Annotated in this window: 19 protein-coding genes; 13 read left to right on the forward strand and 6 right to left on the reverse strand. The window is 68.6% G+C overall.

The window, feature by feature from the left end; translation table 11 throughout:
• Together ASF71_RS06975 and ASF71_RS06980 are read left to right on the forward strand one after the other, a co-directional pair.
• On the forward strand, positions 1-363 hold a 363-nt coding region (locus tag ASF71_RS06975), incomplete at its 5' end, for an NAD(P)/FAD-dependent oxidoreductase (RefSeq protein WP_162243094.1).
• A gap of 79 nt (positions 364-442) precedes the next feature.
• Positions 443-958, forward strand: coding sequence for an HD domain-containing protein (locus ASF71_RS06980; RefSeq protein ID WP_056297154.1), 516 nt, complete (start codon positions 443-445; stop codon positions 956-958).
• A 22-nt stretch (positions 959-980) separates the two neighbouring features.
• Here ASF71_RS06980 and ASF71_RS06985 read toward each other — a convergent pair whose 3' ends face one another.
• On the reverse strand, positions 981-1,871 hold the full coding sequence (locus ASF71_RS06985; RefSeq protein WP_056297158.1) for a complex I NDUFA9 subunit family protein: 891 nt from the start codon (positions 1,869-1,871) through the stop codon (positions 981-983).
• A gap of 152 nt (positions 1,872-2,023) precedes the next feature.
• Here ASF71_RS06985 and ASF71_RS06990 point away from each other — a divergent pair, with 152 nt between their 5' ends.
• From ASF71_RS06990 to ASF71_RS07005, 4 genes are all read left to right on the forward strand, one after another.
• A complete protein-coding gene (locus ASF71_RS06990; protein WP_200939676.1) occupies positions 2,024-4,330 on the forward strand; it encodes an endonuclease MutS2 in 2,307 nt (768 codons plus the stop codon).
• A 123-nt stretch (positions 4,331-4,453) separates the two neighbouring features.
• Entirely contained in the window at positions 4,454-5,413 is a 960-nt protein-coding gene (locus ASF71_RS06995) for a hypothetical protein (RefSeq protein ID WP_235514201.1), read from the forward strand.
• Positions 5,414-5,501: 88 nt separating this feature from the next.
• Positions 5,502-6,656 (forward strand): sugar MFS transporter, encoded by a 1,155-nt coding sequence (locus ASF71_RS07000; RefSeq protein WP_235514203.1) that lies wholly within the window; start codon positions 5,502-5,504, stop codon positions 6,654-6,656.
• Between the two features lie 168 nt (positions 6,657-6,824).
• Positions 6,825-7,313 carry a GreA/GreB family elongation factor gene (locus ASF71_RS07005; RefSeq protein ID WP_056297163.1) on the forward strand — a complete coding sequence of 163 codons (489 nt, stop codon included), beginning with the start codon at positions 6,825-6,827 and terminating at the stop codon, positions 7,311-7,313.
• Between the two features lie 68 nt (positions 7,314-7,381).
• On the opposite strand, the gene ASF71_RS07010 is transcribed toward ASF71_RS07005, so the two are convergent.
• Entirely contained in the window at positions 7,382-7,768 is a 387-nt protein-coding gene (locus ASF71_RS07010; RefSeq protein ID WP_056297166.1) for a helix-turn-helix domain-containing protein, read from the reverse strand.
• 87 nt (positions 7,769-7,855) lie between these two features.
• Here ASF71_RS07010 and ASF71_RS07015 point away from each other — a divergent pair, with 87 nt between their 5' ends.
• From ASF71_RS07015 to lon, 4 genes are all read left to right on the forward strand, one after another.
• On the forward strand, positions 7,856-8,476 hold the full coding sequence (locus ASF71_RS07015) for a nitroreductase family protein (protein WP_056297169.1): 621 nt from the start codon (positions 7,856-7,858) through the stop codon (positions 8,474-8,476).
• Positions 8,477-8,608: 132 nt separating this feature from the next.
• On the forward strand, positions 8,609-9,220 hold the full coding sequence (gene clpP, locus ASF71_RS07020; RefSeq protein ID WP_156372663.1) for an ATP-dependent Clp protease proteolytic subunit: 612 nt from the start codon (positions 8,609-8,611) through the stop codon (positions 9,218-9,220).
• Entirely contained in the window at positions 9,217-10,425 is a 1,209-nt protein-coding gene (clpX, locus tag ASF71_RS07025) for an ATP-dependent Clp protease ATP-binding subunit ClpX (protein ID WP_056297175.1), read from the forward strand. The genes clpP and clpX overlap by 4 nt, the downstream gene beginning before the upstream one ends.
• 141 nt (positions 10,426-10,566) lie before the next feature.
• Positions 10,567-13,008 (forward strand): endopeptidase La, encoded by a 2,442-nt coding sequence (lon, locus tag ASF71_RS07030; protein ID WP_056297179.1) that lies wholly within the window; start codon positions 10,567-10,569, stop codon positions 13,006-13,008.
• A 104-nt stretch (positions 13,009-13,112) separates the two neighbouring features.
• On the opposite strand, the gene ASF71_RS07035 is transcribed toward lon, so the two are convergent.
• From ASF71_RS07035 to pgeF, 4 genes are all read right to left on the reverse strand, one after another.
• Positions 13,113-14,348, reverse strand: coding sequence for a type IV pilus twitching motility protein PilT (locus ASF71_RS07035; RefSeq protein ID WP_056297182.1), 1,236 nt, complete (start codon positions 14,346-14,348; stop codon positions 13,113-13,115).
• A 59-nt stretch (positions 14,349-14,407) separates the two neighbouring features.
• The gene (locus ASF71_RS07040; protein WP_056298281.1) at positions 14,408-17,071 is read right to left on the reverse strand and encodes a type II/IV secretion system protein; all 2,664 of its coding nucleotides are present in this window, start codon (positions 17,069-17,071) and stop codon (positions 14,408-14,410) included.
• A 224-nt stretch (positions 17,072-17,295) separates the two neighbouring features.
• Positions 17,296-17,817, reverse strand: coding sequence for a YqeG family HAD IIIA-type phosphatase (locus ASF71_RS07045; RefSeq protein ID WP_056297185.1), 522 nt, complete (start codon positions 17,815-17,817; stop codon positions 17,296-17,298).
• Positions 17,814-18,584 (reverse strand): peptidoglycan editing factor PgeF, encoded by a 771-nt coding sequence (gene pgeF / locus ASF71_RS07050; RefSeq protein ID WP_056297189.1) that lies wholly within the window; start codon positions 18,582-18,584, stop codon positions 17,814-17,816. Before pgeF ends, ASF71_RS07045 begins: the two co-directional genes overlap by 4 nt.
• Positions 18,585-18,712: 128 nt before the next feature.
• Between pgeF and ASF71_RS07055 the strand changes: the two genes are divergently transcribed.
• The 3 genes from ASF71_RS07055 to ASF71_RS07065 all read left to right on the forward strand — a co-directional run bounded on the left by ASF71_RS07055 (position 18,713) and on the right by ASF71_RS07065 (position 21,073).
• Entirely contained in the window at positions 18,713-19,504 is a 792-nt protein-coding gene (locus tag ASF71_RS07055; protein ID WP_056297192.1) for an enoyl-ACP reductase, read from the forward strand.
• Between the two features lie 88 nt (positions 19,505-19,592).
• Positions 19,593-20,003 carry an isochorismatase family protein gene (locus ASF71_RS07060; RefSeq protein WP_056297193.1) on the forward strand — a complete coding sequence of 137 codons (411 nt, stop codon included), beginning with the start codon at positions 19,593-19,595 and terminating at the stop codon, positions 20,001-20,003.
• Positions 20,000-21,073 (forward strand): M42 family metallopeptidase, encoded by a 1,074-nt coding sequence (locus tag ASF71_RS07065; RefSeq protein ID WP_056297197.1) that lies wholly within the window; start codon positions 20,000-20,002, stop codon positions 21,071-21,073. Before ASF71_RS07060 ends, ASF71_RS07065 begins: the two co-directional genes overlap by 4 nt.
• Positions 21,074-21,112 lie beyond the last annotated feature (39 nt).

A 21,112-nucleotide genomic window follows, 5' to 3' on the forward strand; every position in this document is an offset into this window, starting at 1 on the left:
GCGGTCGAGGAGATCAAGGGCGAGGACAACGTCAACGGCGTGCGCCTGAAGAACCTCAAGACCGGCGAGGTCCACGAYATGCCCACKGACGGCGTGTTCATCTYCATCGGGCACATTCCCAACACCGACTTCGTGAAGGGCGCGGTGGCGCTGCGYGAGGACGGCTACGTGGAAGTCACCGAGGAGATCTACACGAGCGTGCCGATGCTGTTCGCGGCCGGCGACGTGAGCGACTACGTGTACCGCCAGCTCGCCACGAGCGTGGGGGCCGGGACCCGCGCCGCCATGACCGTCGAGCGCTCGCTGGCCGCTCTGGGTGACGAGGGCGAGGGCGAACAGGGCGGCGAGACGGCCGCCGACTGAGCCCGCTGCTGCCCGGTTCCCACCCCCATTGCGGGGTTGGGGACCGTTTTCATGTGGGGTTTCCGGTACGCTGGGGGAGATGCGCCACTTTTCGATGTTGGACCGGTTGCGCCGCCGGTTCCAGGGATATGTGGGCAAGTTGCGCCGCCTGGCGCGCAGTGTCCGCGAAGCTGACGCCTTCCCCGACGACCGCTGGGCGACCTCGCTGCTCACGCCCGCCGAGGCGCGGGTGTATCTGGGCATGGACGCCCGCGACCGTGAGCACGCCTGCCGCGTGACCCGTCACCTGCTGCGCGACCATCCCCAGGCCGGGGCGGAGCTCGTGGCCGCCGCGCTGCTGCACGACAGCGGCAAGAGCGTGCGGCCCTACCGCGTGTGGGAGCGCGTGCTCGCCGGTCTGGTGCCGCAGAGGCTCGCCGTCCTTCTGCCGCCCCTCGGCGCGCTGGGGGTGCGCGCAGCCCATCCCGAACTCGGCGCGCAACTGCTGGCGCACGCTGGTGGGCGGCCCCGCGTCGCGCAGCTCGTGGCGCGCCACCACGCCTCGGTAGGTGATCCCGAGGCGGCGCTGCTGCACCACTACGACGAGCTGGAATAGGGGAGGGGTGCGCGCGGCCGGCCTAGCGGCTTCCCTTCACGATGCCCGGTAGAGCGTCCTGAAGCCGGTGCATGGGCAGGCCGAACGTGCTTCGCGCCGGTTCGTTGGGCGCGGTGTTGCCCGCCTTGAGCATGGCGTACTGGTCGGTCGTGATCGGCGGTTTGGGCAGTACGCCCATGAGCGGCACGGCGAGGTCCATCAGGGGCAGGGGGACCGGCACGACCGGTTTGTTCTGCCCAAGCGCGCGCTGCTCCTCGTCAAGCAGTTGTCGGAAGGTGAATTCCTCGGGGCCGGTCAGGGCGTAGGTCTGCCCCACGGTCCCGGGCCGTGTCAGGGCGCCGACAAAGGCCTGTGCCACGTCCGCGACGCTGACGGGACGGAAGGGGAACTTGCCGTTCCCGATCTGGGGGACAATAGGCGCGGTGGTCACGAGTTCCTTGAGCACCCGTCCGAAGAAGTCGTCGCCCGGGCCGAAGATCAGGCTGGGCTGGAAGATGGTCCAGTCCAGGCCGCTGGCGCGCACCAGGGCCTCGGCCTCGCCCTTGGTCGCCGAGTAGCGGCTTTTGCTGGCGGGGTCGGCGCCCAGGGCGCTCATGTGCAGGTAGCGCGCGCCGCGCGGCGTGGCCGCCAGCATGTGCCGCGTGCCCTCCACGTGCGTGGCCTGGAAGGTCTGGTCCTTCGTCTGGGTGATGATGCCCACGAGGTGGATCACGGCGTCGGGCTGCGCCTGCTGGACGGCCCGCAGCGCGCTGGTGGCGTCGGTCACGTCGAGTTTCAGGCCCTGGGCCGCACCGACCGCTTCGCCCCGGCGCGACCCCGCGAAGACGGTGTGTCCCTGCCGCAGCAGCTCGGCCACGACCGCCCGGCCCACGAAGCCGCTCGCCCCACTCACCAGTACCCGTAATCCGGTCATGGGCCACATTCTGGGGGCCCTTCGGCGTCCCCGAACGTAAGCGGAGCGGATATCGTAGCCTGTGCGCGGCGTGTCTCAACGCTTCCTAAGCACCCTCTAAGCCACCCGGCCCACGATTTTTGCGGGGGTCCTCGCTTATGCTCCGGGGCAAGATGGCTTTCGATCCACGCGCCCTGTCCGCCCTCGACTTTCCCCGTATCCGCGACGCCCTCTCCGAGCGCAGCGCGACCTCGCTCGGTACCGAGCGGGCACGCGCCCTGAGCCCCTCGGACGATGCCGGCCGCATCGCGCGGGAACTTGACGAGGTGGAAGACGCGCTGTTCGGCGTCAGTCTCTCGCTGGGCGGGATCCAGGACATCCGCGAACTGCACGCACGGGCGGGCGAGGGCCGTGTGCTCTCGGGCCAGGAACTGCTCAACGCCGCGTATTCGCTCGACGGCGCCATGACGGTGGGCCGCGCCATCCATACCAACTCGCGCGGGCCGCTGCGGGAGGTGGGGCTGGGGCTGGGCGACCACAGCGACCTCGTGCGCCGGACCCTCTCGGCGCTGGACCGTGACGGCGGCGTGCGCGACGACGCCTCGCCCCGCCTGCGCGACCTCCGTAAGCGCATCGAGCCCCTGCGGGGCCGCATTCGTGAGCGTCTGGCCGCCACGCTGGACAAGTGGGCCGACCTGCTGCAGGAGCACATCGTCACCATCCGCCGCGACCGCTACGTGCTGCCGGTGCTGGCGAGCCGGGTGGGGCAGGTGCAGGGCATCATCGTGGACGCCTCGGCGACCGGGCAGACCTACTTCGTCGAGCCGGCGGCCGTCACGCCCCTGAACAACGAACTCACCCGCCTGATCCTCGATGAGGAGGCCGAGGTCCGGCGCATCCTGACTGAGCTCTCGGGCCTGCTCGCCTCCGACACGGCCGTGCCCATGACATTGGTGACCGTGGGCGAACTGGACCTCATCGCCGCCAAGGCGCGGCTGGCGCGTGACTGGCGGCTCAACCGCCCCGAGGTGTCGCCCGACGGCCGTTACGACCTGCGGGAGGCCCGTCACCCCCTCATCGAGAACCCGGTACCCAACGACATCGCGCTGGGCGACACCAAGCTGCTGCTCATCACCGGGCCGAACATGGGCGGCAAGACGGCGACCCTCAAGACGCTGGGCCTGAACGTCCTCATGCACCAGTGCGGGCTGTACGTGGCGGCCGCTAGTGCCAAGCTGCCGGTCGTGCGCGACGTGCTCGTGGATGTGGGCGACGAGCAGAGCATTGAGGCGAGTCTGTCCACCTTCGCCTCGCATCTCAAGCACCTGCGCTATGTGCTGCGTCACGCCGCGCCCGATACCTTGGTGCTCGTGGACGAGCTGGGGAGCGGTACCGATCCCGACGAGGGTGCCGCGCTGGCCCAGGCGATGATCGAGTGTCTGCTGTCGCAGGACGCGCGCGGCATCATCACCTCGCACCTCTCGCCCCTCAAGCAGTTCGCGCTGGAGACGCTGGGCCTGAAAAACGCCAGCATGGGCTTCGACCTCCAGACGCTGGCCCCGACCTATCACCTGCAGGTGGGGCAGCCGGGACGCAGCTACGCGCTGGCCATCGCCCGGCGCATGGGGCTGCCGGGCGGCGTGCTCGACCGCGCCGAGACCCTGCTCGGCCCCGACGCGGGCCTGATGGAACGGATGCTGGAGGGGCTGGAGCACGAACGCGCCGACCTGGCCGGGCAACTGGAAGGCGCCGCTGCCGCGCGCCGCGAGGCCGAGGCCGAACTCGGGCGCGTGCGGGCCGAGCGCGAGACGCTGGAGACCCGCCGGGGCGAGATGTTGGCTGAGGCCTCGCAGAAGGCCGAGACGCTCTACGCCGACGCCATCGAGCGGGTGCGGACGCTGCGGGCCCGCGCCCAGGAGGACAGCGCCCGTCCCCGCGTGATGCAGGAACTGCGCGAACTGCGCACCGCCGCCCAGAAGATCCGCCCCGCGCCCCCCGTGCGCGAGGACCGGGGCGACCCCATCCGGGTAGGCAGCCGGGTGGACGTACCGGCCTACAACGCCCAGGGACAGGTCCTGGAGATGCGCGGCGACGACCTCGTCGTGCAGCTCGGCGTGATGAAGGTAGGCGTGCGGCGGCGCGACGTGCGTCTCAAGGACGAACCCGTGAAGGCGGCGCCCAAGACCCGCAGTGGCGCCCCGCGCGCGGCTTTCGTGGGCCGCACCTCCACCAACTTTCAGAGCGAACTGCAACTGCGTGGCTTAGGCGTCGAGGAAGCGGTCGAGGAACTGCGCACCGCCATCCTGGAGGCCCGCGCGCTAAAAGAAACGCCGCTGCGGGTCGTGCACGGTAAGGGCATGGGGGTGCTGCGCCGCACCCTGCGCGACTACCTGAAAAACGACAAGAACGTCGAGTCCTTCCACGACGCGGAGGCCAACCAGGGCGGGCATGGCGTGACCATCGTGAATATCCGGGCCTGAGTGGCTGGGCCGCCTCATGAGAGTGGCCCAGCTCACGTTCACCTCGCGTCAGATGCCTGCCGGCAAGATAGGCCCATGTTCAAGCCCCGTTTCTCTAGGTCCACCGTGCTTACTGGTCTCCCCGTGCCCAGAGTACGGGGCACCCTGACGCTCGCTGTGCTCGCCCTGCTGCCGGCCGCGTCGGCCCAAGTGAATCTCAAGCTCCCGGCCAACTACCTGTCGCGTTTTTCGAGCACCGAACTCGCCGCCTCGACCGACGCCGGCTTCGGCGTGCGCTACTTTCCGCTGCCGTTTGGCACCGACTGGCGAGTGTCCGTGGTGCGCAACGAAAAATACGTCGAGTACAACCTCTCGACTCGCCTCAACGACACGACCTACGCCGCCGGGATTTACAACAATGGGTATACCGCCGAGGCCGGCGTGCCCACGGCGCAGGTCACACACGACCCCTACCGGGGGCTGCAGTACGGCGCGCTGCTGCGCGGGGGCGGAGCGTCCTCGCGGGTCACGGCCGGGTACGCCCTCACGGCGCTGGACAACCGCGTGCGCGTACTGAACAACGTCGGGGTGGCCGTGCAGGGCGACGTGACCGCGCCCTACACCCAGAGCGAGGCGGGCGGGTCGGTATCGCAGGCCCTGACGCCGCAGGCCAGCGTGCGCCTGGGAGCCTCGGCTCGGCTCTTCACCTTCCCGGTACAGGGGCAGGCCCAGGGCAGCGTCGACCTGAACCCCGGTCTCGACCTGAACCCGGCGCCGGGTGTCAATGTCAGCGTGTCGCACCTGGAGCGTCAGGCGGTGGGCAGCGTGCCGGTGGGCGACCTGAACTACGGCGACTACCGCGAGACCTCCGCCTCGGCCGCCTACCGCCTGAGCGCGCCGGTCGGATCGCCGCAGTTCGGGGTGGCGATGCTGCGCTCCAGCCTCACGCGCAGCTGGACCGGCGAGACCACCGCCCTGCGGGGCGACGTGTTGCTGCGCGCGGGCGACCTGCCCTCGCTGCTCGGGCCCAGCATCGGCTACCAGTGGGGCAAGACGCCCGAGTCGGGCCGCTGGCTCCTGAGCCTGACCTTCGCCCCCCGCTGAGGGAGGATCGACCGGACCGGGTCCGGTAGGTTGGGCCAACTGGACGGGGAGGCGCGGCCAGAGCAGAGACAGTGCTACCTTCGCCGGCGTGACTGCGCCCGCCTCCCCGGACACGCCGCCTTCCCTGCTGCCGCCGGGGCCGCGGCTGTCGGTGCCCCTGCTGGCGACCGGCGCCGCCGCCTTTTTTATGATGGGCGTGCTCCAAGCGAGTTACGGCCCGGCTTTTCCGTACCTGCAGGAACGCTACGGTGTAGACACGGCCGGAGTGGGTCTCATCGCCAGCGCGCACTTTCTGGGATCGGCCCTCGCGCCGCCCCTCGCCGGGTTCGCGCTGGCCCGCGTCAGTGTGCGCCGGGTGGTGGTGGCCTCCGCAGTCGTGCTCATCGCCGGGATGTTCGTGCTCATGGCCGCGCCCGTCTGGGCCGTTGCCGTCGCCGGAGCTCTGGTGGGCGGGCTGGGTCTGGGGGGCGTCAGCGCGGCCTTGAACTCGGCCTATGCCAGTGTCGGGACCCGTGCCGTCAATCTGGTCAACGCGGTCTTCGGGGTAGGGAGCATCCTGTCCCCGCTGCTGGTGGTCATGCTGGCGCCCCGCAACCTGGCGCTGCCGTTTCTGGTGGTCGCGGCACTGTGCGGCCTGACGCTGCTCATGGCCCGGCGTTTCGGCGTGCCGGCCCTGCGGCCGCCCGCGCTGCCCCAGGCCACCGGGGGGCGCAGCGGGGTGCAGGCAGCGCTGTTCGCCGGGGTCATCGCCTGTTACGTGGGTCTGGAGGTCGGCTTCGGGGCCTGGGCCGGGCGGCACCTCGACAGCCTGAACTACGCGCACGCCGCGCTGTTCGTCAGCGGCTACTGGGGTGGGCTCACGCTGGGCCGGGTCCTGGCGGGGCTGTTCGGCGCGCGGGTGAGGCCAGGTGTCCTGGTGCTCGTCTCGGCGGCCCTGGCGGCGGTCTGCGCCCTTATGGCCGCCACGGTTCCTGCGTTGGCGGGGGCGGCGTATGTGCTCGCCGGCCTGAGCCTGGGGCCTGTCTTCGGCTCGACACTGGCCTGGATGACCCAGAGCCTGCCCGCCCGGTTCATTCCCTTTCTGCTTGTGGCGGGCAGCGTGGGTGGCATCGTCGCGCCCGCCCTGATGGGCACCCTGAGTGCCCGTGCGGGCCTGGGCAGCGTGCCGGTCACCCTGCTGGTCATGGCGGCGGCGCTGTGCGCCCTGACCCTGCTGACGTCGCGGGTCACGCACCCGCGCTGAGAACCGGGTGGGCCGGGCACGGTCTCCGGGGGCCGACCGGGGGTCAGCGCGTTGCTCCGACGCGGGGGCTATGGCACAATGTGCGCCGATTCTCTGTCTTTACAGCCCCTTGACCCCTTATCGGCCCACTCTTGCCGCCCTGACGGCGATTTCCGGAGGAACAGCAGCGTGACACAGGCGACCAAGCAGATCCGACTGACCCGCGAGGGCTATGAGCGCATGCAAAAAGCGCTGACGCAGGAGCAGGGGCGGTTGGCCGAGGCCACGCGCATCCTGCAGGAACAGATGGAAACGAGTGCCGACAACGAGGACACCGGCCTCGAAGACGCCAAGCGCGAGAAGATGAACATCGAGGCGCGCATCGAGGAACTCGAAGACACCCTGGCCCGCGCGACCCTCATCGAGGAGACGCAGGACGGTGGCCGGGTTGGCTTGGGCGCCGTCGTGGTCCTGAGCAACGAGACGACCAAGAAAGACATGAAGGTGCAGGTCGTGAGTGCTCCCGAAGCGACCGTCATCAGCGGGGGACTGCCCCGCATCAGCGACGACAGTCCCGTAGGCAAGGAACTCATAGGCCGCAAGGTCGGCGAGAGCTTCGTCGTGAACCTCGATAACGGCAAGCAGATGAAGTACAAGGTCAAGACGATCGAATATTGAGCCCCAACACACCGGGCCGCCCTTCCATGAGGGCGGCCCGGTTCGTCTGAAAGGGTGTGGCGCCCGGGCTAGTGCAGGGCTGGCTGGGCCGGTTCGGTGCCTGAGCAGCCGCCGTCCGGTGAAGTGGTGTCCGGGAGGTTGAGGTGTCGGCGGGCCCATAGGTCGATGGCGTCGATCACGCCCTGCAACTCCTGACCAGCGGGGGTCAGCGAGTACACGCTGCGCGCGAGTTTGACCTGCGCGTCCTCGGTGCGCTTGTGAATGAGGTGAAGCTGTTCGAGGTGTTCAAGGCGTTGCGTGAGGGTAGCGCTGTTGCATCCGCCCACCGCGCGGGCGAGCTCGTTGAAGCCCTTCTCGCCGCCGAGCAGCGCGCGCACGATATGCAGCACCCACTTTTCCTGCAACACCCCGATGGCCCGGTACACCGGGCAGAATGTGGCATTCTCGGGGGTCATGCCGCCATCTTACACCTGTTGAACAGATCAATTAGTACCGGGATTACATCGCTTGACTTTTTAAATCGGTTGACCTAGCATTCTCCCATGACTGCGACCCAGACCAAGCCCCTGAGCGTTCCCGAAGCCATCGAGACCCGCGTGAGCATCCGCAAATACGTGCAGGAGCCGATGGACCAGGGCGACCTGCATGAAATTCTGCGCTTGGCCGGCCTGGCCCCCAGCGCCTGGAACTTCCAGACCTGGCGCTTCGCCGTCGTGCAGAACCCCGAACTCAAGGAGCAGCTGAAGGCCGCCGCCTACGGTCAGGGCCAGATCACCAGCGCGCCCGCCGTCATCGTGGTCTACAGCGACATGGAAGACACCATCGCGACCGTCGAAGAGACCGCGCACCCCGGCATGGGCGAAGAAGGCCGCGTCGGCCAGCGCAAGACCATCGAAGGCACCTTCGGCGGCCAAGACGTGGCCCAGCGCGGCCAGTGGGGCCTGAGCCAGGCCAACATCGCCTTCGGCTTCCTGATGCTCGCCGCGCGCAGCATGGGCTACGACACCGTGCCCATGCTCGGCTTCAACCCCCAGGCCGTCAAGGAACTGCTGGGCCTGCCCGAGCACGTGCAGTTCGCCGGCCTGCTGCCCATCGGCAAGCGCGCCGAAGACGGCTTCCCCCAGCACCGTCACAGCGTCGAGCGCGTGACCAAGTTCTACTGATCCTCTCCCAGTAAGCCGCGCCGCCTCCTGTCCGGGGGCGGTTCGCCGTTCCGGTGGGCAGGAGAAGAGGGGGCCGGGGGTACAGACTCGATCTGCACTCTGGGCACCTTCTGGGGACGTGCGCGTGCGATAATCGAGGTTATGAGCGTGATTCCCTACGTGATCGAACAGACCGGGCGCGGCGAGCGCTCGTATGACATCTATTCGCGGCTGCTCAAGGACCGCATCATCTTCGTGGGCACGCCCGTCGAGTCGCAGATGGCGAACTCCATCGTGGCGCAGCTGCTGCTGCTCGACTCGCAGAACCCCGAGCAGGAAATCCAGATGTACATCAACTGTCCTGGCGGCGAGGTGTACGCCGGACTGGCGATCTACGACACCATGCGCTACATCAAGGCCCCGGTCAGCACCATCTGCGTGGGCATGGCGATGAGCATGGGCAGCGTCCTGCTGATGGCCGGCGACAAGGGCAAGCGCATGGCCCTGCCCAACAGCCGCATCATGATCCACCAGGGTTCGGCCGGGTTCCGGGGCAACACCCCCGACCTCGAAGTGCAGGCCCGCGAGGTGCTCAATCTGCGCGACACCTTGATCAGTGTGTACAACAAGCACACCGACATCCCGCACGAGAAGCTGCTGCGCGACATGGAGCGCGACTACTTCATGTCGCCCCAGGAGGCGCTGAAGTACGGCCTCATCGACAGCGTGATCGAGAACACCCGCCAGGTAGGAGGCGACCAATGACCAAAACCGGCGCAGACCGCTGCTCGTTTTGTGGGCGGCAGCATCCCCAGATCGCCCAGCTCATCGAGGCGCCGGGGCGGGCGGCCTTCATCTGCAACGAGTGCACCGACCGGGCGCACGAACTCGTCAAGCAGAACAAGAAGGCGGGCAGCGACTTCGCCCTCGAAGAACTGCCCAGCCCCCGCGAGATCAAGGCGTACCTCGACGAGTTCGTGATCGGCCAGGACGAGGCCAAAAAGGCCCTGGCCGTCGCGGTCGTGAGCCACTACCAGCGCCTCGCCCACCCCGACGCGAACCTCCAGAAGAGCAACATCCTGCTCGTCGGGCCGACCGGCACGGGCAAGACGCTGCTCGCGTCGAGTCTCGCGGAGATGCTCGAAGTGCCCTTCGCCATCGCCGACGCGACCACGCTGACCGAAGCCGGCTACGTGGGCGACGACGTGGAAAACGTGATCGTGCGTCTCTTGCAGGCGGCCGACTACGACGTGGCGGCGGCTGAGCGCGGGATCATCTACATCGACGAGATCGACAAGATCGCCCGCAAGTCCGAGGGCACCTCGATCACCCGCGACGTGTCGGGCGAGGGCGTGCAGCAGGCCCTCCTGAAGATCATCGAAGGGACGGTCGCGCAGGTGCCGCCGCAGGGGGGCCGCAAGCACCCGCAGCAGGAACTCGTGCAGGTGAACACCAAGAACATCCTGTTCATCGTGGGCGGCGCCTTCGAGAGCATGACCGAGATCGCCCGTGCCCGCACCAACGTGCGCGCGGTGGGCTTCGGCGCCGAGCACAAGGGTGAGGAAAAGGCGGAAGTGCGCTTCCTGCCCGAAGACCTCGTGAAGTTCGGCCTGATCCCCGAGTTCGTCGGCCGCCTGCCGCTGGTCGTGCAGCTTCAGGACCTCGACGAAGAGGCCTTGGTGCGCATTCTGACCGAGCCGCAGGGCGCGATCATCAAGCAGTATCAGGCGCTGTTCGGCTTCCAGGACGTGGACCTGACCTTCACGGAGGCGGCCCTCAAGGAAGTGGCGCACCGTGCCCGCGAGCGCAAGACGGGCGCCCGTGGACTGCGCGCCGTGCTCGAAAAGGCCATGACCGACCTGCTGTTCGAGATGCCGCTCGAGAACCTCAGCGAGCTGACCTTCGACGCCGGCAACATCGATGCCCCGATGACCTTACTTGAGTCTAAGGGACTCAAAAAGTCTGCCTAAAGGCAAGGTAGATTACAGCTTTTCCCCGTCATGGTGCCTAGACTCTCTGGACACCGTAGACGGGGGTATTTTTTAGGCTCGCGATCCCCGGTAGACTCAAACATTTCCGCGCCTAATGGGAGCGGTTTCTAAGGAGAGAACATGATCTGGGAACTTCCCGTAGTCGCCCTGAGAAACATAGTGATCCTGCCCGGCGTCACCATGAACGTCGATGTGGGGCGCCCCAAGAGCAAGCGTGCAGTGGACGAGGCCCAGGCCAGCGACCGCCGTGTGCTGCTGCTGACCCAGCGTGACGCCCGCACCGATGATCCCACCCGTGCCGAGCTGTACGACATGGGTGTGCTGGCCGTGGTCAAGCAGGTCGTGCGGATGCCCGACAACACCTACCAGGTGCTCGTCGAGGCCCAGGAGCGTGCCCTCGTGCAGGACGAGGTGCCCAGCGCCTATATGCGCGTGCGCGCCGAGACGCAGACCACCCCCGCCGACGACAGCCGTGAAGTGACCGTGCTGGCCGGCGAGGTCAAGTCGGCCTTCGAGGAGTACCAGCGCCAGAACAAGAACCTGCGCCTGGACAACTACCAGCTCGAAGGCCTGAAAAACCTGACCGACGCGGGCGCCCTGAGCGATCAGGTCGCGCACCACGCCACCTGGACGCCCGAGGAAAAGCAGGACGTGCTTGCGGCCGTGGGTCTGCGCGAGCGTCTGGAAGCTGTCTTGAAGCTGCTTGCACGCGACACCGAGCGCTTCAATATGGACAAGAAGATCGCGGGGCGCGTCAAGGAACAGATGGACGCCAACCAGCGCGAGTACTACCTGCGCGAGCAGATGAAGGCCATCGGCAAGGAACTCGGCGGCGGTGAGGACGGCCCGGCCGAGGTCGAGGCCCTGCGCGAGAAGATCGAGGGTGCAGGCATGCCCGAGTCGGTCAAGGAAAAGGCCCTCAAGGAACTGCAGCGCCTGGAGCGTACCCCCGGCGGCAGCCCCGAAAGCACAGTCGTGCGCAACTACATCGACTGGCTGACCGACGTGCCCTGGAGCAAGCGTGACGAGGAGATCCTCGACATCGCCCGCACGCGCGAAATCCTCGACGCCGACCACTATGCCCTGGGCGATGTGAAGGACCGCATCCTGGAATTCCTGGCCGTGCGCCAGCTCACGCACAAGCCCGAAGAGACCGAGGAGCAGCGCCAGGAACGCAGCGCCGAGGAGCGCACCGACGACGCCGAACTGCGCGCGCCGATCCTGGTGCTCGTGGGCCCTCCCGGCGTCGGCAAGACCTCGCTGGGTAAGAGCATCGCCCGCAGCCTCAACCGCAAGTTCGTGCGGATGGCGCTGGGCGGCGTGCGCGACGAGGCCGAAATTCGTGGCCACCGCCGTACCTACATCGGCTCAATGCCTGGGCGCATCATCCAGGCGATGAAGACGGCCGGCGTGACCAACCCGATCATCCTGCTCGACGAGATCGACAAGATGAGCAGCGACTGGCGCGGCGACCCCAGCAGCGCGATGCTCGAAGTGCTGGACCCCGAGCAGAACCACACCTTTCAGGACCACTACCTCGAAGTGCCCTATGACCTGTCGCAGGTCATGTTCATCACGACGGCCAACAGCCTCCAGACGATTCCCCGGCCGCTGCTCGACCGCATGGAGATCATCCAGATTCCGGGCTACACCCAGCCCGAGAAGGTGGAGATCGCCAAGCGCTACCGCGTGCCCCGGCAGATCAAGTCGCACGGCCTGACCGGCCGCATGGAGATCACCGACGCCGCCCTGAACCGCATCGTCGAGGAGTACACCGCCGAGAGCGGCGTGCGTAACCTCGACCGCCAGATCAGCAAGCTGGCCCGCAAGGCTGCCCGCGAGCTGCTGGAAAAGCCCTGGGAAGGTATGCGGGTGGTCGACGCCGCGCAGATTCCCGAGTACCTCGGCGTGCCGATGCACCGCCCCGACAAGATGGAGAAAGAACCCCAGGTCGGCGTGGCGCAGGGCCTGGCCTGGACGAGCGTGGGCGGCACCATGCTGCTCGTCGAGGCGCTGGCGACTCCCGGCAGCGGCAAGATCAGCATGACCGGTTCGCTGGGCGACGTGATGAAGGAAAGCGTGGGCGCGGCCGTGACCTACCTGCGGGCGCACGCGGCCGAATACGGCGCGGACCCCGACTTCCACAAGACGATGGACCTGCACGTGCACTTCCCCGACGGCGCCACGCCCAAGGACGGCCCCAGCGCGGGCATTACCATCGCCACGGCCGTCATCAGCGCCGTGACGGGCCGCCCCGTGCGCCTGGACGTTGCGATGACCGGTGAGATTAGCCTGCGCGGCCGGGTGCTGCCCATCGGCGGAGTGAAGGAAAAGCTGCTGGCGGCGCACCAGGGCGGTATCCGCGAGGTCATCATTCCGAAGGACAACGAGCCGCACCTGCAGGACGTGCCAGAGAGCATTCTCGGCGACCTGCGTGTCCACACCGTCGAGCGGGTGGGTCAGGTTCTCGACCTGCTGCTGCTGCCCAAGCCGGAAGGCGACAAGCAGCCCACCATGCCCCCTACCCAGGGCCAGAGCCTGACCAAACAGCCCGGCGCCTGAGTCGTTCAACCGAAATGTCCCCTCCAAGTTGTGGAGGGGACATTTCGGTTGGAGCTGAGGGCTATGGGCGGGGCACGGCCATCAGCCCCGCTGCCCCGTCCTAGCTATCGGCGGCCAAACGGAGGCTTGCTGTCGCCTGCCGCCGGCATGGGCGTCTGGGGCACGCCGCCCCGGCCCCCGTCGCCGCGCCCGAGGCCTGCGCCCTGGGTGTAGCCGCCCGCAGGTGCGGTGGGGGCCGGCGGGGTGTATTGACCCGCGGCGACGAGGCTGGCTCCGGCGTCGTTCGCCAGCCGGGCATATTCCTTGGGATCGATGGCGCGCTCCAGACCCGCGTCGTAGCTGATGACGCGCCGGCGGTACAGGTTCGCCAGGAAGGCGTCCATCGTGACCATGCCCTCTCGTGAGCCGGTCTGCATGACGCTGGTGAGCTGGTAGGTCTTGCCCTCGCGGATCAGTGCCCGCACGGCCGGGTTGGCGATCAGCAGCTCGTAGGCGAGGGCGCGCCCCTGGCCGTCGAGGCGGGGCAGCAGCTGCTGGGTCATGACTGCCACGAGATTGTTGGCGAGCTGCACGCGGATCTGCTCCTGCTGCTCTTCGGGAAACACGTCCACGATACGGTCGACCGATTCGGGCGCCGAGTTGGTGTGCAGCGTGCCCATCACGAGATGGCCGGTTTCGGCGGCGGTCACGGCCGCCTTGATGGTCTCGTAGTCGCGCATTTCGCCCACGAGGATCACGTCGGGCGCCTGACGCAGTGCGGCGCGCAGGGCGTCGTTGAAGCTCAGGGTGTCGGCCCCGACCTCGCGCTGGTTGATGATGCTCTGTTTGTGCGCGTGCATGAATTCGATGGGGTCTTCAATGGTCACGATGTGCAGTTTCTTGGTGCTGTTGATGTGGTCGATCATCGCCGCGAGCGTCGTGCTCTTGCCCGAGCCGGTAGGACCGGTGACGAGTACCAGACCGCGCGGCGCGGAGGCGAGGTCCACCACCGACTGCGGCAGCCCCATGTCCTGCGCGCTGCGGATCTTGGTGGGAATGAGACGCATGACGCCGCCCACGTACCCGCGCTGCATGAAGGTGTTGACGCGGAAGCGGGCCTTTTCGCCCAGCGCGAACGAGAAGTCCAGTTCGCGGCGTTCCTCGAAGCTGCGCTGCTGGCGCTCGTTCATCATCGAGTACATCAGTTTGCGGGTGTCGGGAGGCGTCAGTTCCTCGAAGTTCTGACTGGTGTAGGCCCCGGAAATCTTGAACTGTGGGGGCATTCCGACAGTCAGGATCACGTCGGAGGCTCCGGCTTCGGCGGCGTGGCGAAGGATATCGGTGATGTCGGCTGGGCTCATAGGGAACTCCGTTCAGGTGAGGAGGGGAGACGGGAAGAGGCGCGGCGCAGGGGCGCAGCTCAGCTCGAGGTGACGGCCAGCACCTCTTCGAGGGTGGTCAGACCCTGTAGCGCCTTCTCGATACCGTCCTGGCGCAGCGTCTTCATCCCGCTCTTTTCTATGGCCACGTCACGGATCTCGGCCGACGAACGCCCGGAACCGATGGCGGCGCGCAGTGGCTCGTCCACGACCATCAACTCGTGGATGCCCATTCGGCCCTTGTAACCGGTGCCGCCGCAGCGCGGGCAGCCTGCGCCGCGCATGAGCTGGGCGCCGCGCAGCTCGCGCTCGGTGATGCCCAGGCGCCGCAGCACGTCGGGGTCGGCATTGGTGGGCGCCTTGCACTCGGTGCACACCCGGCGCACGAGGCGCTGCGCGAGCACCCCGGCCACGGCGGCGGAGATGTTGAAGGGTTCCACGCCCATTTCCTCGAGGCGGGTCACGGCGCCGGGCGCGTCGTTGGTGTGCAGCGTCGCAAGCACGAGGTGGCCGGTGAGCGCCGCCTCAACGGCGATCTCGGCCGTCTCGGTGTCGCGGATTTCCCCCACGAAGATGATGTCGGGGTCCTGCCGCAGAAAGGCGCGCAGGGCGCGGGCGAAAGTCAGGCCCGCCGCGTTGTTCACCTGCGACTGGTTGATGCCCGGAATTTCGTACTCGACCGGGTCCTCGATGGTGGTGGTGTTCTTCTCAGGGCGGGCGATACGCTTGAGCGTAGAGAAACTCGTGAAGGACTTGCCCGAACCCGTCGGGCCCGTGACGAGGAAGATGCCGTTGGGTTTCTCGATGACGTCCGAGTAGCGCTGGATGTTGTACTCGGAAAACCCGAGCTGCTCGACCTCGGGGATGTTACTGGCCTTCTGGAGCAGACGCATCACGGCCTTCTCGCCGTACACCGTGGGCAGGGTCGAAAGACGCAGGTCGATGTCGATGCTGCCCTTGCGGAAGCGCACCCGGCCGTCCTGCGGCACGCGGCGTTCGGCGATGTCGAGGTGGCCCATGATCTTGATGCGGGCCAGGAGGCTCTGGGCCGCGCCTCTGGGCAGTTCGGCCTGCTCGCGCAGCACGCCGTCGATGCGGTAGCGCACCCGCACGGACGTCTCGGTGGGTTCGATGTGGATGTCGCTGGCTTCCTGCAGGGCCGCCTCGCGGATCAGGTTGTCCACGACCCGCACCACGGCGTTGTCGTCCAGACCTGCCGAGAGGTCGAGGTCCACGACGGCCTCACGCTTGGCACTCTCCTTGACGAGGCGCTGGTTGAGGTTCGCCATGTCCTGATTGCCGAAGTAGCGCTCAATCAGGCGGATGATGTCTTTTTCCGCCATCACGGCCGGGATGATCTCGCGGCCTGTGAGCAGCTTGAGGTCGTCGAGCGCGAACACGTTGCGCGGGTCCTTCATGGCGACCACAAGCCCGTCGCCCTGGATACGCACCGGCACGACCACGTAGCGCCGGGCCGTGCTCTCGGGGATCATCAGGGCGACCTTGGCGTCGGGTGGATTCTGGACCGGGTCGAGGAACTCATAGCCGAGCTGCGCGGCCAGCGAGCGGGCCAGCATCTCGGGCGAGAGCTTGCCGGACTGCACCAGGGTGTCTTCCAGGCGGCCGCCGCCCACGTTCTGCTTTTGCAGCGCGCCCTCGACCTCCTCGGCGGTGGCGAACCCCAGGTCCAGAATGACCTCGCCCAGCGGCTTGACCTTGCTGTCGCGGGCCTGTACGTGCAGCGCCTCGCGCAGCTGCGCGCGCGACAGGGTGCCCTGCTGCACGAGCTGCTCACCCAGGCGGCCGCGCTGCGGGTAGAACTCCTCGATGAGGCGCTCGATATCGCGCGGCTGGGCCAGCATGAACTGCACGTTCTGGCCCACGAGCGCCGCGATGTCCGCCCGCTTGCGCAGGTCGCTGGTGATCACGGTCACGCCCTGCGCCGTCTCGTCAATCGGCACCGCCGAGAGCCGCAGCGCGTCGGCGCGCAGCATGCTGCCGAGCACGTCCTCTGTAGGCTGGAAGCCGCGCGGCTCGGGCAGGAAGGGCACACCTGCCTGCTCGGCGAGCTGCGTGTAGAGCTGGGTCTCGGTGATCAGACCCTGCTCGACCAGCACGCCGCCCAGCGCCACGCCGGTCTGCTGCTGGATATCCAGCGCGACCTGAAGCTGCGCGTCGTCGATGAGCCCGGCGGCGATGAGGCGCTGGCCGAGCTGGGCCCGGCTGACGCCCCCGCTCTCGCTGGGGGTCTGGGCCTGAAGCTGCAACTCGGGGTAGTGGGTAGCTAGGCACCACAGCACTTCCTCGCGCAGCGCTTGGTACGGCTCGATATTCAGGCCGCTGTCGTCTTCCAGCGCTTCGATGGCGAGACTCGAGAGTGGATCGACGAGCGCCACCCGCAGCGTGCCGCCGTCGAGTGCGAAGGGAAAGGCCTGGATACTCAGCGCGGTCTGCGCCGGCACGGCCCGTAGCGCCGCGGGCTCGGGAGTCACGGCCAGCAGGTTGACGAGTGGAATGCCCAGCGCTTCCTCGATGGCCCGCGCGATGCGCTTTTCGGCCACCACGCCCGAGTCGATGAGCACGTCGGCCAGACGGCCGCCCACCTCGGCGTGCCGCGCCAGGGCTTTTTGCAGGTCCACGTCGTTGACGTAGCCCTGTTCGAGCAAGATGGCGCCCAGGCGCCGGTCACCTATCGAGAGAGCCACAGTCCGTTCCTCCATGCGCTGCCTGCCGCCGCGTGTGCGGCCCGGCAGGAAAATTCAGGGCTTGCCACGGCTCAGGCTAGCGGGGGGCTTGTCACAACTTGCTTTCGCCCGGCCGGGTCGCCGGTTACGGGCCGCAGAAGACGAAAACGTGCGTGGGGGCGCAGCGAGGCGTAGAGGAAACAGCCTGATCCGCCTGCCTTGGGGCCGCTCGTCCACCTGCCAGCTCAAGGGCTGGACTTGCGCTTGCCCGGTTCCCAGTCGTGCCCGTAACGGCGCAGGACCAGCCGTTCCAGCCGCCGCGCCGCGCGGGTGTGCGGCAGGGCGTTGACGACCAGGGGACGGACCAGGATGGTGTGCATTCCCGCGAGGTTGCCGCCCAGCACGTCGGTGAACACCTGGTCGCCCACCATGCCGACTGCGTGGGGCGGCAGGGCCAGGGCATCCAGAGCCTTGCGGAAGGCGCGGGGGTTGGGCTTGCCCGCCATGCCGACTCCGGCGAAGCCCAGGCGCGAGAGCCAGAAGCTCGCGCGTTTGCCGGTGGCATTGCTCAGCAGGTACAGGCCCACGCCCGCGCTGCGCAGTTCGCCTGCCCAGCGCACCATCTCGCCCTCCTCGGCGTAGCTGCCGTAAGGCACCAGCGTGTTGTCGAGGTCGAGGAGCAGCCCGTTCAGGCCGCGCGCCGCCAGAAAGTGCGGGGTGATCTGCGCGACGTGGTCGATCACGTCCATCGGCCGGAAGAGGCTCATGCCCGCTCACCGGCGTCCCGCGCCAGGGGACGCCCGATCACGGCCCACATCCGTCCAGTGACGCCCGCGTCGCGGCGGTACGAGTAGAAGTCGGCTTCCGTGCTGCACCGCCCCGACACCCACACGTCCTCCACGCCCGCCTCGCGCAACACCTCGCGGTTGGCCCCCGCGAGGTCGAGGTGGGGCGGGCTTCCGCTCGCCTGTACCCCGTCCAGCACGAACTCGCCCAGGCCCGCCTCCCGGAACTGCCGGGCCACGTCATCTCCGACCGCGTACTGCGCGCCGCAGATGCCGGGCCCGACCGCCGCGCGCACCCTCTCCGGACGCGCGCCCAGGGCGGTCATGGCCCGCACGGTCGCCGCGCCGATGCGGCCCAGGGTGCCCTTCCAGCCCGCGTGGGCCGCTCCGAAGACGCCGGCCTCCTCGTCGGCCAGCAGCAGGGGATAGCAGTCGGCGGTGCCGATGGCGAGGAGCACACCCGGCGTGTCCGTGACCAGGGCATCGCCGGTCCACAGGCCGCCCGAGCGCGCGATCACGACCTCGGTGCCGTGGACCTGGTCGAGACGCGCGATCTGCGTGGGTGCGAACCCCAGGGCGGCCGCGAGCCGAGCACGGTTCTCGGCCACGTCGCCGGGGTCGTCGGCGCGGTCGTCGAGATTCAGGTCGCCGTAGGCGCCGCGCGACACGCCGCCCGCGCGGGTGCTGAAGGCGTGTGCCGGCCCCAGGTTGGGCGCGCGCAGCAGGGACAGGGCCAGGGCGCTCGTCATGGCCACAGCCTAGAGCATCGGTAGGCAGCGGGCGGGGCCGTGGGCCGGCGCCGGACCCTGCGGATGCCGGGCCGCCAAGTTGCACCGGCTTCAGCGCCGTGCCCCCCCGCCGCGCTAAAGTCGGAACCATGAGTGTGACGGTTGACCTTTCTTCTAAAACAGCCCTGGTTATGGGTGTGGCGAACGCGCGCAGCCTGGGCTGGGCCATCGCCGAGCAACTGCTCGCGGCCGGCTGCCGTGTGGGCTTTTCGTATCAGGGCGAGCGCCTCAAGCCCGAGCTGGAGAAGCTGACGGCCGGCCACAGCGGCGTCTGGATTCAGCAGGCCGACGCCACCAACGAAGAGGAGATGACGGCCCTGTTCGCCCGCGCCAAAGAGGAGTTCGGTACGCTGGACATGCTGGTGCACTCCATCGCCTTCGCGCCGCGCGGCGCGATGGAAAACCGCTTCCTCGATACCTCGCCCGAGGACTGGAACACCGCCCTGAGCGTCAGCGCCTACACCCTGGTGTCGGCGGCGCGTCACGCCGAACCGCTGCTGAACGACGGTGCGAGCATCGTGAGCCTGACCTACCACGCCTCGCAGCAGGTCGTGCCCAAGTACAATGTGATGGGTGTGGCCAAGGCGGCGCTGGAAGCCGCGACCCGCTACCTCGCCGCCGACCTCGGCCTGCGCGAGATCCGCGTGAACACCATCAGCGCCGGTCCCATGCGTACCATCGCCGCGCGCAGCATCCCCGGCTTCAGCGGCCTGTACGACAAGGGCGCGCGCAACGCCGCCTTCGGCCGCAACGCCACCCCGGGCGAGGTCGGCAAGCTGGCCCTGTTCCTGCTTTCCGACCTCGGTACGGGCGTCACCGGCCAGACCATGTATGTGGACGCCGGCCTGAGCATCATGACGGTGCGCGAAGGCCAGGAGTAGGCCGGAGGGCCAGACGCCGGGGCGGGCCGACTGAGGACGCCCCACAGTCTTCTGCCCTCACCCCGCGCGCTCCGCTATCATCCGCGCGATGTCATCTACGTCGCAGGCCCTGGTGCTGCTCAGCGCGCAGCGTTCTTCCCTGGAGGGGCGCGCCGACGAGCGTGAGCTGACCCTCGACTGGAACCGGCAGGTGACCCGCGCCCGAGAGGCCGGGCACCTGCTCGCGTTCGTGCAGTGGGACGGCGAGACGGGGACAGATCACGAGACCTTCTCGCGCGCCTGGACGCTGTACCCAGACTTTCATGCCGAGACGGGCGAGGTTCTGGTGCGCGCCACGCGGCCCGACGCCTTCGCCGGAACCGGCCTGGACGCCGAACTGCGGTCGCGCGGCGTGCGCGAACTGGAACTGCTGGGTCTGGATCCCGAAGCGCTGGCCCACACGGCCGACAGCGCCCGCGCCCTGGGCTACGCGGTCGCCGCCCCGGCGGTGGTCGCATGACCCGCGCCGCTGCGGGCCCGACCCCGCTCGAGTATGTCCTCGACGTTCTCATGCGCCTGCTGGAGACGCCCAGTCCCACCGGCTTCACTGAGCAGGCCGTGGCGCTGGTCGCGGCCGAGCTGGAGGCACTGGGGCTCACGCCGGTCCGCACCCGCAAGGGCGCGCTGACCTGGGAGGTTCCCGGCACGGGCGAGGGCCATGTCACCTTCAGCGGGCACGTGGATACCCTGGGCGCGATGGTCAAGGCCATCAAGCCGGGGGGGCGGCTACTGCTCTCGGCGCTGGGGGGCTACGACTGGGCGACCGTCGAGGGTGAGGACGTGCTCGTGCACACCCAGGAGGGCCGGACCATTACCGGAACGGTCGTGAACATCCGGCAGTCCACCCACGTGCACGGCGCGGCGCTGCGAGACCTGCGGCGCGAGCAGGCCGTGATGGAGGTGCGCCTCGACGAGGACACCCGCAGCGCCTCCGAGACGCTGAACCTGGGCATCGGTGTGGGCGATTTCGTGAGTTTCGACGCCCGGCCGCGCATGACGCCCGCTGGGTACATCAAGTCCCGGCACCTTGACAACAAGGCGGCGGTGGCGGTGTTCCTGGGCGTGACCCGCGAACTGCTGGGTGCGCCACCCGCGCGCACGGTCGCCTTTCACGTCACGACCTACGAGGAGGTCGGCCACGGGGCCGCGACCGGCATCGCGCCGCACACCGACGAACTCGTGGCAGTGGACATGGCCGCCGTGGGCGAGGGCCAGACGAGCAGCGAGCACCACGTCACCCTGTGCGTGGCCGACTCGGGCGGCCCCTACGACCACGCGCTGGGCAACCGCCTGCGCGCCGCCGCCCGCCGCGCGGGGCTGGAGCTGCGGGTGGACCTGTACCCCTACTACGCCAGCGACGGCACCGCCGCCTGGCGCGCGGGCGGCGACTACCCGGTGGCCCTCATCGGCCCCGGTGTGGACGCCAGCCACGCCTACGAGCGCACCCACACTGACGCCCTGGAGGCGACCGCCACCCTGATCCTTGCCCACGTCCGGGCCGGGGAGCGGACGGCGGCTCAGGAGGGCTGAGGCCCGGTTCCGGCAAAGGAAGAGGCGGTGGGGGGACAT

Source organism: Deinococcus sp. Leaf326, assembly GCF_001424185.1.
Taxonomy (GTDB): domain Bacteria; phylum Deinococcota; class Deinococci; order Deinococcales; family Deinococcaceae; genus Deinococcus.

Bases quoted from the DNA above. Each gene is read 5' to 3' on its own strand.
- ASF71_RS07060 (WP_056297193.1), top strand. From the start codon at position 19,593: ATGTCATCTACGTCGCAGGCCCTGGTGCTGCTCAGCGCGCAGCGTTCT.
- ASF71_RS07055 (WP_056297192.1), top strand. From the start codon at position 18,713: ATGAGTGTGACGGTTGACCTTTCTTCTAAAACAGCCCTGGTTATGGGT.
- lon (WP_056297179.1), top strand. From the start codon at position 10,567: ATGATCTGGGAACTTCCCGTAGTCGCCCTGAGAAACATAGTGATCCTG.
- ASF71_RS07045 (WP_056297185.1), bottom strand. From the start codon at position 17,817: ATGAGCCTCTTCCGGCCGATGGACGTGATCGACCACGTCGCGCAGATC.
- ASF71_RS07015 (WP_056297169.1), top strand. From the start codon at position 7,856: ATGACTGCGACCCAGACCAAGCCCCTGAGCGTTCCCGAAGCCATCGAG.
- ASF71_RS07065 (WP_056297197.1), top strand. From the start codon at position 20,000: ATGACCCGCGCCGCTGCGGGCCCGACCCCGCTCGAGTATGTCCTCGAC.
- clpX (WP_056297175.1), top strand. From the start codon at position 9,217: ATGACCAAAACCGGCGCAGACCGCTGCTCGTTTTGTGGGCGGCAGCAT.
- ASF71_RS07035 (WP_056297182.1), bottom strand. From the start codon at position 14,348: ATGAGCCCAGCCGACATCACCGATATCCTTCGCCACGCCGCCGAAGCC.
- ASF71_RS07010 (WP_056297166.1), bottom strand. From the start codon at position 7,768: ATGACCCCCGAGAATGCCACATTCTGCCCGGTGTACCGGGCCATCGGG.
- pgeF (WP_056297189.1), bottom strand. From the start codon at position 18,584: ATGACGAGCGCCCTGGCCCTGTCCCTGCTGCGCGCGCCCAACCTGGGG.
- ASF71_RS06980 (WP_056297154.1), top strand. From the start codon at position 443: ATGCGCCACTTTTCGATGTTGGACCGGTTGCGCCGCCGGTTCCAGGGA.
- ASF71_RS06985 (WP_056297158.1), bottom strand. From the start codon at position 1,871: ATGACCGGATTACGGGTACTGGTGAGTGGGGCGAGCGGCTTCGTGGGC.
- ASF71_RS06990 (WP_200939676.1), top strand. From the start codon at position 2,024: ATGGCTTTCGATCCACGCGCCCTGTCCGCCCTCGACTTTCCCCGTATC.